The organism is Bacteroides oleiciplenus YIT 12058, from assembly GCF_000315485.1.
In the GTDB taxonomy this organism is placed as follows: domain Bacteria; phylum Bacteroidota; class Bacteroidia; order Bacteroidales; family Bacteroidaceae; genus Bacteroides; species Bacteroides oleiciplenus.
Window position 1 is genome coordinate 934,654 of record NZ_JH992940.1, and the last position, 18,324, is coordinate 952,977.

The 18,324-nt window shown below is 43.4% G+C and carries 13 protein-coding genes; 8 read left to right on the forward strand and 5 right to left on the reverse strand.

What is annotated here, in order from left to right:
* Positions 1 to 82: 82 nt before the first annotated feature.
* The 3 genes from HMPREF9447_RS04050 to HMPREF9447_RS04060 all read left to right on the forward strand — a co-directional run bounded on the left by HMPREF9447_RS04050 (position 83) and on the right by HMPREF9447_RS04060 (position 2,489).
* On the forward strand, positions 83 to 448 hold the full coding sequence (locus HMPREF9447_RS04050; RefSeq protein ID WP_009128320.1) for an SH3 beta-barrel fold-containing protein: 366 nt from the start codon (positions 83 to 85) through the stop codon (positions 446 to 448).
* Positions 449 to 475: 27 nt separating this feature from the next.
* Positions 476 to 1,174, forward strand: coding sequence for a DUF4373 domain-containing protein (locus HMPREF9447_RS04055; protein ID WP_009128321.1), 699 nt, complete (start codon positions 476 to 478; stop codon positions 1,172 to 1,174).
* Between the two features lie 199 nt (positions 1,175 to 1,373).
* Positions 1,374 to 2,489: an OmpA family protein gene (locus HMPREF9447_RS04060; protein ID WP_009128322.1), complete on the forward strand. Its 1,116-nt coding sequence runs from the start codon at positions 1,374 to 1,376 to the stop codon at positions 2,487 to 2,489.
* A 96-nt stretch (positions 2,490 to 2,585) separates the two neighbouring features.
* On the opposite strand, the gene HMPREF9447_RS29010 is transcribed toward HMPREF9447_RS04060, so the two are convergent.
* A complete protein-coding gene (locus HMPREF9447_RS29010; protein WP_009128324.1) occupies positions 2,586 to 5,759 on the reverse strand; it encodes an ATP-binding protein in 3,174 nt (1,057 codons plus the stop codon).
* Between the two features lie 189 nt (positions 5,760 to 5,948).
* Here HMPREF9447_RS29010 and HMPREF9447_RS04070 point away from each other — a divergent pair, with 189 nt between their 5' ends.
* From HMPREF9447_RS04070 to xpt, 5 genes are all read left to right on the forward strand, one after another.
* Positions 5,949 to 7,166 (forward strand): exonuclease SbcCD subunit D, encoded by a 1,218-nt coding sequence (locus HMPREF9447_RS04070; protein ID WP_009128326.1) that lies wholly within the window; start codon positions 5,949 to 5,951, stop codon positions 7,164 to 7,166.
* A gap of 22 nt (positions 7,167 to 7,188) precedes the next feature.
* Positions 7,189 to 10,608, forward strand: coding sequence for an AAA family ATPase (locus HMPREF9447_RS04075; RefSeq protein ID WP_009128332.1), 3,420 nt, complete (start codon positions 7,189 to 7,191; stop codon positions 10,606 to 10,608).
* A 139-nt stretch (positions 10,609 to 10,747) separates the two neighbouring features.
* On the forward strand, positions 10,748 to 11,602 hold the full coding sequence (gene map, locus HMPREF9447_RS04080) for a type I methionyl aminopeptidase (protein ID WP_009128334.1): 855 nt from the start codon (positions 10,748 to 10,750) through the stop codon (positions 11,600 to 11,602).
* A 2-nt stretch (positions 11,603 to 11,604) separates the two neighbouring features.
* Positions 11,605 to 12,837: a DNA recombination protein RmuC gene (locus HMPREF9447_RS04085; RefSeq protein WP_009128336.1), complete on the forward strand. Its 1,233-nt coding sequence runs from the start codon at positions 11,605 to 11,607 to the stop codon at positions 12,835 to 12,837.
* A gap of 25 nt (positions 12,838 to 12,862) precedes the next feature.
* On the forward strand, positions 12,863 to 13,429 hold the full coding sequence (gene xpt / locus HMPREF9447_RS04090) for a xanthine phosphoribosyltransferase (RefSeq protein WP_009128338.1): 567 nt from the start codon (positions 12,863 to 12,865) through the stop codon (positions 13,427 to 13,429).
* Between the two features lie 57 nt (positions 13,430 to 13,486).
* Here the strand turns inward: xpt and HMPREF9447_RS04095 are convergent, their stop codons facing one another.
* The 4 genes from HMPREF9447_RS04095 to HMPREF9447_RS04110 form a co-directional block, all read right to left on the reverse strand.
* On the reverse strand, positions 13,487 to 15,181 hold the full coding sequence (locus HMPREF9447_RS04095) for a M56 family metallopeptidase (protein WP_009128340.1): 1,695 nt from the start codon (positions 15,179 to 15,181) through the stop codon (positions 13,487 to 13,489).
* 28 nt (positions 15,182 to 15,209) lie between these two features.
* Positions 15,210 to 15,578 (reverse strand): BlaI/MecI/CopY family transcriptional regulator, encoded by a 369-nt coding sequence (locus HMPREF9447_RS04100; protein WP_009128342.1) that lies wholly within the window; start codon positions 15,576 to 15,578, stop codon positions 15,210 to 15,212.
* A gap of 141 nt (positions 15,579 to 15,719) precedes the next feature.
* Positions 15,720 to 17,039, reverse strand: a complete 1,320-nt coding sequence (gene nhaA / locus HMPREF9447_RS04105) for a Na+/H+ antiporter NhaA (protein WP_009128344.1) — start codon at positions 17,037 to 17,039, stop codon at positions 15,720 to 15,722.
* A gap of 56 nt (positions 17,040 to 17,095) precedes the next feature.
* Positions 17,096 to 18,274, reverse strand: a complete 1,179-nt coding sequence (locus HMPREF9447_RS04110; protein WP_009128346.1) for a cation:proton antiporter family protein — start codon at positions 18,272 to 18,274, stop codon at positions 17,096 to 17,098.
* Positions 18,275 to 18,324 lie beyond the last annotated feature (50 nt).

The following is an 18,324-nucleotide window of genomic DNA, read 5'->3' on the forward strand; positions in this document are numbered from 1 at the left end:
GGGTGTAGCTATCCGAAGCAAAGGGTGTAGCCATCACAGAAGGTTGATTATTAAGTTTTTATGAACAACTAAAATTATTAAAATGAAGAAGCAAACGTTGGGTCACCAACCAAATCATGTAACGAAAGAAGAAAGAGTAGAAAATCTATGGAAAAAACTTATCAGACAGGAAACCGATTTATCAGATGAAACTATCGCATGGATGACACGACGCATCCTGCAGTTGACAGACTACATGGCATACGGATGTGCACTGATAGCCTACCGAAAACAGAATGGGGAATTCTATATGGCAAGAGGAACACTTGTGTATTATGAAGCCCACTTCCACCGAAAGTATGACATTGAACATATCCGAAACCACGTAGTGTACTGGGATATAGAACAACAGGGATGGAGAACGTTCCAGATTGAGAACTTCCTGGAATGGAAACCGGTGGTAAATTGAGAATTGATAATTAAAAAATAAGAGATTATGGACTCATATTTGATACATGACGCCAATGCAGGCAATAACTTTAAAATTATGATGATGATACAGAAAGAAGGAATGAAAGGATACGGCATCTACTGGATGATACTGGAGTTTCTAAGAGTGCAGGATGGATATAAGGCGGACTTGAGAGTGCTGCCTATCCTGGCACAAAAGATGAGAGTAACAGTAGCTACTTTGAAGCGATTCATCTACGAGTCAGGACTCTTTAAAGTGGACGACACAACCTTCTCATCACCCGGACTCACCCGGCGCATGGGCCCACTGGAAGCCAAGCGCGAAGCCAATAGAGAGTCGGGCAGACGTGGAGGACTGGCTAACCAACAGAAAATCAGGCAAGGCATGCAAAGCGACGCTTTAGCTATAAATAAAACTAATAAGATAAATAACTCCCCCTCTATATCTCCCCAAGGGGAGACAGGAAAGAATGAGGAGATTCTTCTGGTTCCTCCGGAGTATGCACTCGACAAACAAACGCATAACTATGAGGGATTGATGGAAGAATTGAAGCGGCAAAAAGTGACTGTCGTCAAAGAAATCAATGCCATCCTCAGACTGACGGATTTCGGAAAACTGAAAGGAAAGATTTGGAAGATTCTATATGACATCAACAACTCGCCACAAATGAAAGCAAGAATTGTGATGCCGGGAAAATATATTCTGAAGTTATTGCAAAACTAAAAGCTGGTCAGACAGCAAAATAAAGCGGTTGTTTCCGGGCAAGAAGCAACCGCTTTAATCCATATAAAGCTATCATTCAAAAAACACCTATCAGAAAGCATTTCAACGCAAACAAAATTCTCTATTTTTTGTTATTTAGTATAAATCTAACAAATAATGCTTAATTTCGCGAACTAAAAAATTTAAAAACAAGATGAATATGCAATTAAAAAGAAATCTGATGTTTATGGTCTTAGGCCTGAGCACTTTAGCCGTATCGGCACAAAATACTCAATCTTCCGGGCAAGCCACAGAAGAAAGTAATACAACGTTCAAGCCTCATTGGTACATGCAGGTACAAGCAGGTGCAGCAGAAACTGTTGGTGAGGCAAGTTTTAAAGACCTGATATCTCCCGCAGCAGCTCTTTCTGTCGGATATAAGTTTACTCCTCTGTGGGGAATACGTGCCGGTGCGAGTGGCTGGCAGGCAAAAGGAAAATGGGCGGTACTTTCTGACTCATACAAGTTCAACTATCTGCAAGGAAATGTAGATGCCACACTCGACTTGAGCAACCTGTTCTGTCATTACAATCCCAAGCGTTTCTTCAATGCTTATATGTTTTTGGGAGTAGGCGTTGCCGGTGGATTCAATAATGATGATGCAGTTGCATTGAACAATGCTGGTTATGATATGCAGTATCTTTGGAGCGGCAAAAAAATCTTTGTAGCCGGTCGTGGCGGTTTGGGTGCCAACTTACGCCTGAGCAAGCATGTGTCTTTCAATCTTGAAGTGAATGCAAATGTTCTGTCGGACAAATTCAACTCCAAGAAGGCTGACAATGCTGACTGGCAGCTTAATGCACTGGCCGGTTTTACGTTCAAGTTTGGAAAGAGTGGCAAAAAGGCGAAACCGGTGGTTACTTACACTCCGGAACCGGTAGTAGAAACTGTAGTAGAAGTGAAAGAAGAACCGGCTTATGTTCCTGCACCAGTGGAAGAGAAGAAAGAAGAAGTGAAGCCTCTGACTGAAAATATCTTCTTCAAGATTAATTCTGCTGTTATACGTTCCTCTGAAGAAAGCAAAATTGCCAATTTAGTTGCATTCCTGCAAAAGAATACAGAAGTAAAAGTCTCCATTTGTGGATATGCAGATGCTGCAACCGGTACTCAAACCATCAACCTGCGCCTCTCCAAAGAACGTGCTTTAGCTGTTGAGAAAGCTTTGAAAGCAAAAGGTATCGCTGCCGACAGAATCGTGCTCGACTTCAAGGGAGATAAGGTACAACCTTTCTCTACAAATGATGAAAATCGTGTAGCAATCTGTATCACTGAATAAGCTACTAAGAATAAAACCTTTATAAAAAGGAGCTGTACTGTAACCCTGAAAACAGAGTCAAACAGTACAGCTCCTTTTTTATTAGCAATATTAGTATTACATGAAGATCAATTGCCTTTTCAGTAAGTCTATGATATCCCTCTGCAATTTCTGCGCATTGATAGGTTTGGAGGTATATGCATCGAAACCACTGTTCAGGATGCGTTGTTCATCTTCGGCATAAACATAAGCCGTCACTGCCATAATCGGGACAGTCGGCGATATTTCTCGTATCATCTGGGTAGCTTCATATCCGCTCTTCTTAGGCATATTGATATCCATCAATATCAAATGAGGGTTATACTTTTTAAACAACTCCACAGCCTCTTCCCCATCCCATGCATGGAGGATATTATATTGATTCTTCAGGATTGACTCGAACAACTGGAAATTGCTGCTATTATCCTCGGCAATTAAAACAGTCAGTTTATTCTCTACCTTCTGCATCCGGTGCTCTTTCTGCTCTTTCACCGATTTCAACGCCACAGGACGATAAGGAAGAGTAAACCAGAAAGTAGAGCCTTTACTCACCTCAGATTCCACTCCTATCTCGCCTCCCATATGTTCAACAATACTCTGACAAATGGAAAGTCCCAGACCTGTGCCTTGGGCAAAAGAGTCAAGTTTCACAAAACGCCCGAACACGCTGTCTTTCTTATCATCTGCTATTCCGCATCCCGTATCCGTAACATAGAAGTACAGGAAGTCGGTATCCTTGAGATGATAGCCGAAAGTGATGCTGCCATCAGAGGTGAACTTCATTGCATTATTCAGCATATTCGTAACTACCTGCGTCAGCCTGTTCTTCTCAATGCTAACGGAACAGTCCGGCATTTCCGGCATATAGTGGATGGGGACGGCTGCATTCTTCTGACGCAGTTGTGCAGACGCTTCCATCTCTTTAAAGAGAGCGTTCAGGTCTAAATCCGAGTAAATGAACTCAAGCGTCCCTGCCTCTATTTTAGAAAGATCCAGAATATCGCCAACAAGTTGCAGCAACAATGTATTATTGTTCTCAATGATATTGATGTACTCTTCCTTCTCCTCTTGTTCTTCCGCGTCTGCCAGAATACTAGAAAAACCGACAATCGCATTTAGAGGAGTACGTATCTCATGGCTCATATTAGCCAGGAAAGCTGATTTCAAACGGTTGGATTCCTCAGCCTTCTCTTTGGCCATAATTAAGTCCTCCTCCATTTTCTTTCGTCCGGTTATCACGAGCGAAGAACCAATCAAAGTAATCGGCTTGTTGTTTTCGTCTCTTTTATCCACCGTAGCCTGAGCCTCAACCCATTCATAGCGTGCAACTCCATTCTTACGAACCACCACACGGTATTCTTCCTTAATCTTGGAAACATTGCCTTCCGTCAGTTCTTTATATGCTTTCTTCACCCGGTCCCTGTCCTGCTTGCAGATTTTAGCAAAATATTGATAATCGGGCACGGAAAGCTGTTCTTCATTGACCATACCGTCGTCATGGCTAAGTTCCACCGGACGGTTGACGTCACAAAGCATAGTACCTTTTTCCAAATCCCACTTCCAGGGAACAATGTTTGCCACATCAAGAGACATTGATAATTTATGATTGGCAGAGCGCAACATCTGCTGGGTTTCAGCCAGTTCGGTATTGTCAACGCAGAATACATCGATGTATCCTTTATGTTTGGAGGGGGTCAGAATCACATTGAAATAATTACCGCCGGCTTCGCTGTAGTGCTGAAAAGAAAGTTCTTTTTGAGTAGATATAACCATACTATACAGATGAACCATCCTCTCAGTTCCCTTCGGATCTATTTCACTTCCTTTTTTACCGATGACCGGGCCTGATGATTTGAAGTACTTCTCAAAACGAGGATTGGCTTCTACCGTAAGATAATCCACCACCTTACCCGCCTGATCAAAAATCAGTTGATGCTTCAGATAAACAATAGGCATATTCTCGAACAAACTATGATAGCTTGTCATCAGCTTTATCTGCTCGGCCTGTTTTCTTCTTACCTTATACATCCACCACATCCACATCCACATAAACAAAAGGACAATAGCTACAATTGCCAAGATAATGCCATATTTATGTTGCTGCCAGAAAGTAGGCGGCATCATATAAAAAACGGAATTGGGAGGACACAGTTTTGTCGATAGGCCGGCTTCTACAAGATCGTGATAATTGAACATGGGAATGGGAGTGCCACAGCTAACCATCTGTGCCCCTATTTTATTTTCACCGGATAAGACATTGCCCACAATCTCGATAACTTTCTTTCCAATCGTTTTTTCATCAAAGAAATAACCACCTACCAAGCCATTCCGTTGCAATCCGGTATTATCTAACGAGAATATAGGGGAAGAGGAATAATAACTAAGAATCCTGGAAATGTTGTTAGTCAATACGACGTTTCCATTTTGTACATCCTGCTGATACCACGAGCAAAAGAGAACTCCGCTATTTTCCTCCGCATGATTTAATGAATCAGCCAGTGCATCGGTGGTCATATCGCCGGCAACATAATTTTTTAGTTCCAATTCCGGGAAATCTTTACTCACAATCTCCTCCAAATCCGAACGGAACTGGGCACTGATATAACGGGCATCCGATAAGAAAATCAACTCGTCCATTTTCGGCATTAAATCCTGCATCAACGAAATCGTTTCTTTAAGATAGGCAGGTACATAGAATACAGTTAATGAAAGGTCTCCTTTATAATCTTTCAGAGGAGTTCTCTCTCCCACCGGAATTGCCTGTCTTTTTAAATAAGCCTCTTGCGGACCGACATAATCTGTCTCCGTACAAAGTATAACAGGGACGTCTTTCCACTGTTTTTCTATATCACCTTTCAATAAGCCCCAGGAAGCACTACCTAAAAGAATCAGAAGTCTCGGAGGATTGTCTGCATATTTTTCAAAGAGTCTTTTTTCGTATTCCGACAAATTTTCTGTATTTTGCAATTGCATAAATTGACTCCCCATATGCTCAACATCTACCACATAAGGAGAATTTTTATGCTGGAAAGAATTATAAATGGGTATAATAAAGTCGTTACTCCATCGGGAAGATCCGGTATATGCGTTGAGGATCAATATTCTATCTTCACTTCCCGGCTTAAATGTCGAGGAGCTTTCGCCCAATACATTAACGGTGTTTAACAGGAAGATTACTAATATAATAAATGTCTTGGCCATTTTATGCAAATATTCCATCAAAGTCATAGTTTGTTCTGTAAGTGTATCCATTCTTTACCGGACACAGAGCAAAAAGGCTGTCTTACAGATGAATTATATTGCAAAACTAATTAAAAATCAGTGATTTCATAGTTTTCGAAAAGAGATTTTTCATGTGAAGGTGAATTGAAAGCACTTGTCCGGTCGATTTGCTTATCTCCCATATTCTGCGTACTTTTGAAAGCAGAAAACTGTATAAACATGAAAATACTTCATACCAGCGACTGGCATCTGGGACATACACTATATAACTATGACCGCAGCCAGGAGCAACAAGCATTTCTGGAACAACTTTCCCGCATCGTAGCAGAAGAGAAACCGGACGCAATGGTAGTGAGCGGAGATATTTACCACTACTCCACCCCATCAGCAACCACACAAAAGATGTACACGGACGGTATGCTCGAAATTCACAGGGCTTGCCCGGAAATGGCAATTGTTGTGACAGCCGGAAACCACGACAGTAGTTCCAAATTGGAGATAGACAGCAATCTGTGGAATCACTTCGGAGTGAAAGTAGTGGGGAACATAGAACGGAACCAGGAAGAGGTGAATTTGGGAAAGCATATTGTGGAAGTGAGGGATAAAGAAGGAGAACTGAAAGGATACATCATTGCAGTACCCCATGTATATCCGCAGAATTTCCCGATGCTGGATACAGAGACACCCCGCGAAGAACGACAGGCACGCTTCTTCCAGGCATTGCAGGACGAAGTAGAGAAAATAAATACGGATGAACTGCCCGTCGTATTAATGGCACACCTCTCTATAGAAGGCAGTGACCGGACCGGTCATGACGAAACCGCAGGCGGAATAGAATATGTTCCCATCAGTTCAATGGGCGAAGGGTATGATTATCTGGCGCTCGGACACATTCATTGTCCGCAGGATATCAAAGGAAACGGCCGCCATGCACGGTATTGCGGAACTCCCCTGCCCGTGAACTTCGACGAAACTTATCCGCATTCTGTCTCTATCATCGAAGTTCGGAGACATGAAGCACCACAAATAAGAACGGTAGAAATAGAAAATCCTATGCCGCTCGTCACGTTGCCCAAAGAGGCGGTGACTTTTGAGGAAGCCATAAAACTACTGGAGGAATACCCGGACGATAAACCGGCTTATATCCGCCTGAATGTCCTGATTAAAGACTACCTGGCACCCGACTGCAACGAACGGGCATCGGGCGCAGTGAAAGGGAAAAAGTGCAAATACTGCTACATCAAGTCCAACCGGGAGAAACAGGCCTCGGATGACCGAGCAAGGCATATCTCCATTCAGGAGATGCAGGAGATGTCTCCACTGGAAATTGCGAAACTCTACTATCAGGAAGCGGAAGGAGAAGAGATGGACGAGGAACTTTGCGCGCTGATGGATGCTGCCGTGCAAAGAGTGAGAGAAAAGAATAATCTGCGTTAATCCGCATAATCTGTGGCGAATCATGAAACTTCAAAAACTGACTATAAAGAATCTGGCATCCATAGAAGACGCCGTCATTGACTTTGAGAACGGACCGCTAAGTGAGGAATCTCTATTTCTCATCTGCGGCGAGACAGGTGCCGGAAAAACAACGTTACTCGATGCCATCTGCTTGTCACTCTATAATGAAACACCCCGTATGGAGCATGCAGAGAATGAAAGGTACAGGGACGTGGGACAGGCCTTTTCTTCAAAAAAAGAAGAAGTGGCAATCAACGACAGCCGCCAACTGATGCGCCGGAATACCAATGAGGCATGGACCGAACTGGAATTTACAGGTTCGAACGAAATTCCCTACACAGCCAAATGGTACGTGGCGCGTGCACACCGGAAAGCATCCGGTGCCATTCAAGATACCAAATGGACTTTAGAGAACCGGAAAACAGGTATCCAGCTCACCAAGAAAAACGAAATTAAAGCTGAAATACAAGTCGCCGTAGGACTGACGTTCGAGCAGTTTTGCCGTACCACCCTATTGGCACAAGGAGACTTCACCAAGTTTCTGCAAAGCAAGGAAAGCGAAAAATCGGATATTCTGGAGAAGCTGACAGGTACCGGGATTTATTCTGAAATAGGTGCCGGAATTTATGCCATCACCAAAGAGAAACGCATGGATTATGAGAATCAGAACCGGAAACTGGAAGGTATCCGTATCCTGACGGATGAAGAGATAGCTGAAATTGATGGAGCTATGGCTGCATTAAACACTGAAATCAATGAAAATACCCGGCAAAAGAATACAGCCGTCCTGAAACGAGACTGGTTGAAAAAGCATGCAGAACTCATCTTCAACCAGGAGAATCAGCAGAAAGCATGGGAAGCAAAAAAAGAGTTACTGCAATCGGATGATTTCCGGCAAAAAGAGTCACTGATTAAGGATTGGAATAACACAACGGATGCCCGTAACTGGTCCTCTTCTTTAAAACAGCAGCAATGCCAACAAGAAAGTAATATCCGGCAAACCGAAAGTCTGAAAGCGGCTTTCATCCGCCTCAGTAGTGGTTGCATCTGGCTGCAAGAGAATATGAAGGAGCAACAAGCCAAACTGCTGCTTGCCGGGGAGTATCTGAAAACTCATGCTCCTCTCCTCCCTATGTTCGAGAAAAGCCAGTCCATCATTGCAGACCTCAATGCCATACTTTCTGCCCGCTCGCGCATTGCGATCTATGAAAAGCAAATAACGGAACTAACCCCGCAACAACCAACCTTGGAGCAGGAGCGCACGAACAAAGAAAACGACTTCAACCGGAAAGACAAGGAAAATCAAACCAGGCAACAGGAGATAGACCAACTGAATGTACAGCTTGAATCCATGAACCGGAATGCCTTGCAGGAAAAGAAGAACGTTTTGGAAACCGTCAAGGAGAATTTGCTGAAAGCTCAGAATTCTCTGGTAGTGTTGCAAGAGAAGCAGACAGCATTGGATACGGCAAAGGAAAACGAAAAGTCACTGGACAAGAAATTGCAAACCAGCAAGAGACGGTATGCAGAACTCAAAGACGAATTCGACAGCAGGAAGAAAGTATACGATGAGATCAAGACACTTTATGACAAACAAAAAGAAGCAATAGAGGAATGGGCCAAAGAAGCCCGTGCCCGTCTCTCTGTAGGAGATACTTGCCCGGTATGCGGACAGGAGATAAAATTGCTCTGCAAGGATGAAGACTTTCAATCTGTGCTTGCTCCTATCCGGCAATCACTGGAGGCAAAAGAGAAAGATTATAAAGAAGCGGAACAGGCATTGAATGGCAACCAAGCAGAGAGCAAAACATACGAGGAAATGATGGTAAGCAATCGTCTGGCAACGGAGAAAGCTCAGAAAGGATATGACCTTGCCCGAACAGAGACACAGGAGAAATGTAGCCGATGCCGTATTCCGGATACCTCCGACAATACCAAGGAGGTGCTGGAAAAGCTGATTCAGGTAAACAAGCAAGACCTTGAAAATGTCAATGCGAAACTGAATGAAGTGCAAAACCTCGCCAATAATATCTCTCGATTGCAGCATCAGAAAGACGAACATCAGAAAGCTGTGGAAACCGCCCGAAAAGCGTTCGACACCGCCGATAAGAATCTGACTAAACTGAAAAATGATATCATCAACAAACATTCGCTGAGAGAAAGTGAAAAAGATATTGTTCACATTACTCTGGAACGCGTCACTCCCTTGATTCTCTGGAAAGAATGGCAAACAGAATGGAGTAACTCTCCTGCCGCATTCATCGAACGTTTACAAAAGTCAGCAGGACATTATAAACTGGCGCAAGAAAAGCAGGCTGAATTGAAAGCTACCCTTTCCTTGATTGCTAAAGAACTGGATGGTATATCGGCTATCCGGGAAATAATTTGCGATACTTTCCCCGAATGGAAGAATCTTCCAATAGAGGAAAAAATGGAAATCAAGAACTTAGGAACAGCATGGAATACATTGAATTCTCAGGCGGGTGGGCTGAAACAAAACATTCTGTCTGTCCGAAAGAATATAGACGAACTACAAGCCAATCTGGCAACCTTCTATACCTCACATCCGGACATTAACGAAGCACGTATCATTACCCTCTCCGCTTATTCCAGCGAGCAGATCGAACATTTGCGTACCGGGCAACAAAAGTTTAAAGAGGAAGAAGTAGCTGCACAGACGGCCTTCAAACTGACAACCGGGCAATTGGAAGAACACCTAAACAAGAAACCTGAAATGGAGGAAGAAGAGACTCTTGATGAACTAAACAACCTCATCACCGTTTCAGATGAAAAGATTGCGGCAGGAACCCAGACCGCCCTACGACTGAAAATACAACTGGAAGAAAATGTGAAGAATATCGCCCGGATAAAGGATGAAAAGAAACGTGCGGACGAATTACGGGAAATTTATTTAAAATGGGACCGTCTCTGCCACCACTTCGGTGACGAGAAAGGAAAGAATTTCCGGAATATAGCCCAAAGTTTTGTATTGAAAGAACTACTCAGCGGAGCTAATTTCTACCTGCAACGCCTGACGGACCGTTATGAACTGGAATGTCAGGCAGGTTCGCTCACCATTTTGCTGCGCGACTTTTATCAGGGAGGTGCAGCACGCCCGGCTTGTACGTTGTCCGGTGGAGAAAGTTTCCTGGTTTCCCTGTCGCTGGCTCTCGGACTTTCTTCACTAAGCCGGCAAAGTCTGTCAGTAGATACGTTATTTATTGATGAAGGTTTCGGTACGCTGAGCAGCGATTATCTGAACACAGTGATGGACACACTGGAGAAATTACACCAGATGGGTGGAAAAAAGGTAGGAATCATCAGCCATGTGGAGGGGCTGCGCGAACGAATAAAAACGCAGATACAGGTGAAGAGGGTTGATAATTCGAGGAGTGAGATTAGGACGGTAAGAATGATATAGATACACTTTCTTTTTGATACTTTTTCTTTCGGGCAAGCGAAAGAAAAAGTATGTGCCAAGTTATCATTTTTCTGCTCCTACAAGTGCCCGCACACCATATTATTATGTACTTTTGTAGCAATTATAAATCAAAGAGACAATGAAAAAGTTCGTAAAAGGAGTCCGGTTTGCTCCTAAAAACTATTCCGACGAGGTAGAAGAGAAGATTCAACACTATAAAAAAGAAGGTTATAAACTGCCGTCACGCCATTTATTACGCACGGAAGAACAACTGGCAGGTATCCGCGAAAGTGCAAAAATCAACACCGCATTGCTGGATTATATTTCGGCAAACATACGCGAAGGGATGTCTACGGCAGAGATTGACCACATGGTATATGAGTTTACAACAGACCATGACGCAATACCCGCTCCTTTTCTGTACGAAGGATTTCCAAAAAGTGTATGTACAAGCATCAACGATGTGGTATGTCATGGCATTCCAAGCACAAAAGAGTTCCTGAACAGCGGAGATATTGTGAACGTAGATGTTTCAACTATCTACAAGGGGTATTTCTCGGATGCTTCAAGAATGTACATGATCGGAGACGTGAAACCGGAAATGCAACGTCTGGTACAAGTGGCAAAGGAATGCCGCGACATAGGTGCGCAGACCGCACAGCCATGGGCGCGACTGGGGGATGTAGGTGCAGCTATTCAGGAACATGCAGAGAAGAACGGCTATAGCGTAGTGCGCGACCTTTGCGGGCATGGCGTAGGTATCAAATTCCATGAAGAACCGGATGTGGAACACTTCGGTAAACGTGGCACAGGTATGCTCATTGTTCCGGGAATGACGTTCACCATCGAACCGATGATAAACATGGGAACCTACGAAGTCTTCATTGATGAAGCTGACGGATGGACAGTGTGCACCGACGATGGACTGCCTTCGGCACAATGGGAAAGCATGCTTCTGATTACTGAAACCGGAAACGAAATATTGACGGAGTAAGCATGGAGATCGTTTTTCTAATCATCGGACTGACAATAGGTGCCGGCGTAGGCTATCTGATAGCGGAACGCAAAAGCACTGCCCTGAAAGCCGAACTGACAGGACGGGAAAAAGAAGTGGAGTTGCTGAAACGAAACATGGAAGAAGCGGAAGCCATGCATAAACGCATGAATATGGAGTTCGAAAATCTCTCCAACCGCATCTTCCAAAGCAAAACAGAAGACTTCACCAGACTGAATGCCGAACATCTGAACAACCTGCTCCGCCCCTTGGGCGACAACCTGAAAGATTTCAGAGAAAAGGTGGAACAAGTGTACAGCAACGAAGCCAAAGAGCGTTTCTCACTGGGCGAACGTATCAAAGAATTAGTGGAACTGAACAACCGCCTCAGCGAGGATGCCAACAACCTGACCCGTGCCTTGAAAGGTGACTCGAAGATGCAGGGTAACTGGGGTGAAATGATTCTGGAACGCCTGCTCCAGGCATCCGGCCTGATTGAGGGCGAACATTACTTCCGTCAGGAATTCCTGAAAGATGAACGGGGTGAAGTTATCACCAGCGAAGAAAGCGGGCAGAAAATGCAGCCGGATATTCTGGTTAAATATCCCGATGACCGGGAAATGATTATAGATTCAAAAGTCTCCCTCACAGCCTACAGTGCCTATACTTCTGCCGAACACAAGGATGAAAAGACGCGCTGGCTGAAAGCCCATCTACAGTCTGTCCGTACGCATATAGACGAGTTGAGCCAAAAGGATTACTCCCACTACGACAGCAAAGCACCGGACTTTGTCATGATGTTCATCCCCACCGAAGGTGCCTACCTGCTGGCTATACAGAGTGACACCAATCTTTGGGAATATGCCTACAACAAGAAAGTGGTACTGATGAATTCTACCAACCTTATCAGTGCCCTGCGTCTTTCCCTTGACCTCTGGAAACGGGAAAACCAGGTAAAGAATGTACAGGCAATCATCAAGCGAGGTACGGCACTGTATGAAAAGATTGTAGGCTTCACCGATACCTTCCTGAGCATCGGAGACAAGTTAACCGGGTTACAAAAAGACTATGACAGGGCTTTCAACCAACTTTCTGATGGAAATGGAAGCGTAGTGAAACAAGCGGAAATGCTGAGGGGCATGAGCCTCACTCCTAAAAAACGAATTTCAGCAAGGTTGTTACCCAGAGGAGAAGAACTGGAAGAAGAGGAAGAAGAAACCGAACTGATAAAATAAGTATTCAAAATCAAATATATAAAACATGAAAATCCTAAAAGACCGTATTCTGAAGGACGGAAAATGTTATCCGGGAGGTATATTGAAAGTTGACAACTTCATCAATCATCAGATGGACCCTATCCTAATGAAATCCATCGGCGTTGAATTTGTCAGACGGTTTGCTTCCACCCCTATCAACAAGATTATTACAGTGGAAGCCAGTGGTATCGCTCCTGCCATTATGGTGGGATACTTATTGGAACTTCCCGTAGTCTTTGCCAAAAAGAAAAAGCCCAGCACTATGGAAAATATGCTGGTTACCTCTGTCTATTCTTTCACCAAACAACGTTCTTATGAGGTATGTGTCAGTGAAGATTTTCTTCGTCCGGGCGATCGGGTACTCTTTATAGATGATTTTCTGGCCAATGGAAATGCCGCCAAAGGTATAATGGAACTTGTGAAGCAGGCTGGTGCTGAACTGGTGGGTATGGGTTTCATCATCGAAAAAGCTTTTCAGCACGGAGGGGATGAATTGCGTGAACAAGGCATTCATGTAGAATCTTTGGCGATTATTGAAAGTCTGGATAATTGTGAAATTAAAATCAAATAAAAATACGAGGTGTGTCAAAAGCCTTTTCGACACACCTTCATATTTTCTCATCATTCGTTATTTGCCATATAAAGTATTCCGGATAACTTCTTTCACATCTTCCACCACTCCCATAGCGACATCCTTGTCCAGTTTAAGACTTACCGCTAAATGATCAGCGCCTGTAGTAGCTTTATACTCTTTAAGTCTCTGCTCTACTTCCCGGAGAGAAGGATTCTTCAGAACTGGACCGGCACTTCCGCCGGAGAACAAAGATATCTGAATTGGCAAGGAAATATCCGTAGTCGTCTTATATTTGGAACTATAAACTTTAGATTCTCCAAAATGAACTAATATAGGAAATACACTATCCAAACGGGCTTCCGAAACTCCACCCAACTGCCCGGATATTTCACCACGCACTTGCAGATAAGAGTCTTTTATTGTCCGAAGATACGAAGTAATGGCATCTGATGATGAACCACGATCATACCTGACAAGCAAATACGTTGAATAATTCAGATCTCCCTTCGCATATTTCTGATATTCCGCTCTCAACAAGTCGGTAAGCCGGGTCGATAAGGTTGCCACATCATATTCTTTTATCAATTTCTGATTCAACATCATCTTATTGTTCATATTTACAAAGAAAGAATGAATGGTTCCCGACTTTTTATCAGTTTGGTATACCTTCTTTTCGCCAGCCGCATCTTCAGCTTTCCGCTTGAAAAAGGCTTCTAATTGTACCAGTTCACTTTGGGGAATCGAATCTTGTTTCACCTCCACAGGAGCCATCACCTGTTCCACTGTTTTCTTTACTTCCGGCCACGCAAACGCATAGAGCGTTCCGGCAGCCGCCGGCACGAAAAGCAATAGCTTCAAACGTGCCCAATTGTTCGTTCTTCTTTTTAACATCATTGTGATACAGTTTTTAAGTTTACTGTGGTTGAAACCGCAAGCCATAGAGTAGAGCCTTGTACCTACGGATTTCTTCACCAGCAAAAGTTGATATTGAGTTGCATCGATGCCATGATTGATGACGCTGTTATCTGCCTCGTATTCGTGCACTTCCCGGAGTTCGCGCATCAGCAGCCATGCAGCAGGATTGAACCAATGGAGTATGACGAGGCATTCCATCCAAAGCAAATCCAATGTATGCCGATGCTGCAAATGCATCTGTTCGTGCAATAATATTTCTTCGGGATTCCGTTCATAGTCTTCCTGTGAGAGGACAATCGTCTTTCCCCAACTGAAAGAGACAATCTTTTCCGGACAGATAACCAGCCTGTACTCCCCATACTCATGAGCAGGAAAACGGTGTATGAGCCGATACATACGGATAGTGGAAAGCAAAAGGAAACTAAATACAACGAATGCCCCCAGAAGATAGCAACCACCCAGGAGCAGAGTTACGGGAATGGCGGACATTACACTGCCACGAGATTCTTTAATAGAATTTTCTTCCTCGTCTACGAAGAAAGCACCTGTTCCTTCAAAAGGATATTCCTTACTGACCTCCTCTCCTTTATCAACAACACCAGCTTCTTTCTCTGTCAGCAGATTCCTGACAGCAGTCACAGGCAACTGCAAAGGAGTATATTGAGAAACATCTATCTGCATCAACGGTAACAATATGCAAGCCACTGTTCCTATTAGCAGCAACAGCCGATTCGTACGGAAAAGCGTATCCTTCCTGAAGAACAGCCTGAACAGAAAATACAGGATGGTCAGGCACAAAGTCGACTCAAATATATGGAATAATATAGTTCCCATGATACATTCGTTTATCAGGTGGGTATCTTTATCCGTTTGCTTTCTTACCCTCGATACGAGCTATCAGGGCTTTAAGCTCATCTACCGACATACCTTCTTCTTCAATAAATGTAGACACGACATTGGTATAGGAGTTATTATAGTATTGAGCTACCACATCATTTAGTGCTGAGCGTTTATAATCTTTATCGGATACAGCTGCGTAATATTGATAGGTATTACCATAGGGTCTGTACTTCACAAATCCTTTTTCCTCTAATCCACGTACCAAGGTGGATACTGTGTTATAATGCGGTTTCGGCTCTTCATAAAAAGCCAGTAACTCACGGACAAACATCGGTCCATGTTCCCAGAATATCCGCATGATTTCTTCTTCCTTTGCAGTCAATCGTTTCATAGTCTTTTTCTATTTATCGGGATGAACAATGCAAAGATAGAAATAAGTTTTAAACAAACAACTACTAATACCAGTTATTCAACTAGAAGACTCAGTAGTTTAACTAATATTATCAGTAGATAATCAATATACCTTATTATATTATACTTTCTTTTTCTTTGGAAGCACCTGATTCAGCACAATATACCCCAATATTCCGGCAATAGCCGTGCCGCACAACACTCCGAATTTAGCCTGATTCAGCAATTCAGGATAGTCACCGGAGAAAGAAAGATTGGCTATGAACAAAGATACGGTAAAACCAATGCCACCCAGCAGCGACACACCGGCAATATTCTTCCAATTCATGCCTTCGGGCATACGGGTAAGTCCGCTTTTAATAGTCAACCAGGTAAACAGATAAATGCCCAGGAACTTACCCAAGAGCAATCCCAGCCCGACGGCAAGCCCTACATTTCCTATAACATCCCCACTGCCACTAAGCACTACCCCTGCATTGGCAAAAGCAAACAGGGGAAGAATGACAAAGTTTACCGTTCCATGCAAGTTATCTTCCAAAGACTGCAAAGGACTGATTACACGGTCTGAAGCCCTCTCCACCTGTTTCAACGTAGCTATTTGCTCATTAGTCAGCACGATGGTATCGGACTGTACCACAGGAAAGGAACTAACAATAGTACGAATACGTCTTATGTATTTACCTGCATCCAGTCGTGGACGGGCAGGTATGACGAATGCCAGTATTACACCGGATATAGTGCTATGAATGCCGGACTGCAGGAATAGATACCAAATGATTACGCCAAAGAAAAGGAAAAAAATCTTCTGTGTCATACCGAATTTGCCCATATAATATAGGAATGCGTATAGTATGGCTGCCACAATCAAGTAACCGTAAGCAACCTCATTACTGTAGAAAATAGCAATCACCAGAATACCACCAATATCATCCACTACCGCAAAAGCTGTCAGAAATATTTTCAAGCTCAACGGTACGCGCTTACCTAGCAAGCTGAGCACCCCCAGAGAGAAAGCAATATCTGTAGCCATAGGGATAGCCATACCTCGCGTTTCGGGAGTGCCGGAAGTTACCAGCAATGAATAAACAATAACCGGAAGTATCATACCTCCGCACGCCGCAATAAACGGCAGAATCGCCTTCCGGAAAGAAGACAACTCTCCCACTAATAATTCACGCTTAATCTCCAATCCTACAGCCAGAAAGAAAATCGTCATCAAACAGTCGTTGATAAACTCAATCATCGTCAGATTATGACCACCATGCGAAAGCAGGTTAAAATCACCGATACGCAAATGTAGCTCCTGCGACAGGAAACTCTGATATACCGGAGCTAACGAGGAGTTGGCTACAACAGCAGCCAGAATAGCCGTCAGAAACAGTAGAACGCTCGCCACCACATTCAGGGACGAGATGTTTTTCACAGTACGTAGAATAATCATTATTTGTTTGATTTAAGTATTAGCTTCTCAAAGGTAATTCCGGTTCTGTCAATGAGCTATTCCTTATAGCTCATTAACGCCAGCTTTTTAACCCAGAGCACAAATATACCTGTTAATATTAAATTAAGCACGATAGTAAGTACAGAAATTACTAATGCCGGACCACCCAAATTGTAACCCAATGCAATAAAAATAACTCCTGCCCCTACCTCACCACGGGTAAACATGCCAATGGAAAGTGCCAGACGTTCACTTAACTTACGGTCGCGGTAGAAAAATACCGGAAATAACTTGCCCACATTGGAAAGCAACGACACCATAATCACATGTATGATAATCAGAACCCAAGGCATCATTTCCTGAGAGCCGGTGACAGAAACCACTCCTGCCGCATCTCCTGAAAGACTAATTCCCTGAAGTGGAGGCATACTCATACCTACCAGAAACATGAAGATAAATGAAATTCCCGTTGAAGCTTTCTGCTCCCAAGCGGTATTGATCTCTTTATGTTTCATGACCATGCCCAGGACAAATGCCGGAAGCAGTACTTCAATATGAATACTAGCTTCTTCGCCGTATAAATTCTTTGTAATAAGATATAGGGATTGAGTGGCAGCAAACACCAGAACGGAATAAAAAAGAATAGCTTTCCAATCCTGCCTCATATTGTATTTACTCAGTTTCTTCCAGCCGAAAGAAAGCAGCAGAAAGACAATAAAGATAATCACCAGCAACTGCCAGCGTGGTCCGATCATCATAATTTGAAGAGGAATCATCAACAGAATGGTATCCAGGTCGTCAAAGATGGCCAGTACCTGAATCTTCTTATAAATCCAACTGGATTTCAGTCCGATAGCGGCTAACATCGTGAACAATATACCTGCAGAAGTGGGAGCAGCAAAACGGCTCAACAACAGATTTTCTTTCCATGCGTCCCAACTATTCCAGTATTCGGGAGGAAGCAAAATAAAGATATAATAAATAGCAATCAGGAACCAAGGCATGGCTGCCGTAGCCATTGCCACAAAGTAATCTTTCGCATAAGTTTGCCAACGGGATTTATCCACCTCAAACTCACGCCCCACATTAATCATAATGAATCCCAAGCAGATATACAACAGCACATTAGACACTGTTTTCACCGTACCATAATCACTGCCTGACCATGCAGGAAGATATTGAGCCACAAAAAGGCCAACCACCAGGAAGGCCGAGAACGATAGAACTTTTCTCATTTATTATCAGTTAGAATTTGTCAACATAAAGGGGATTGTCAAGACAGTCC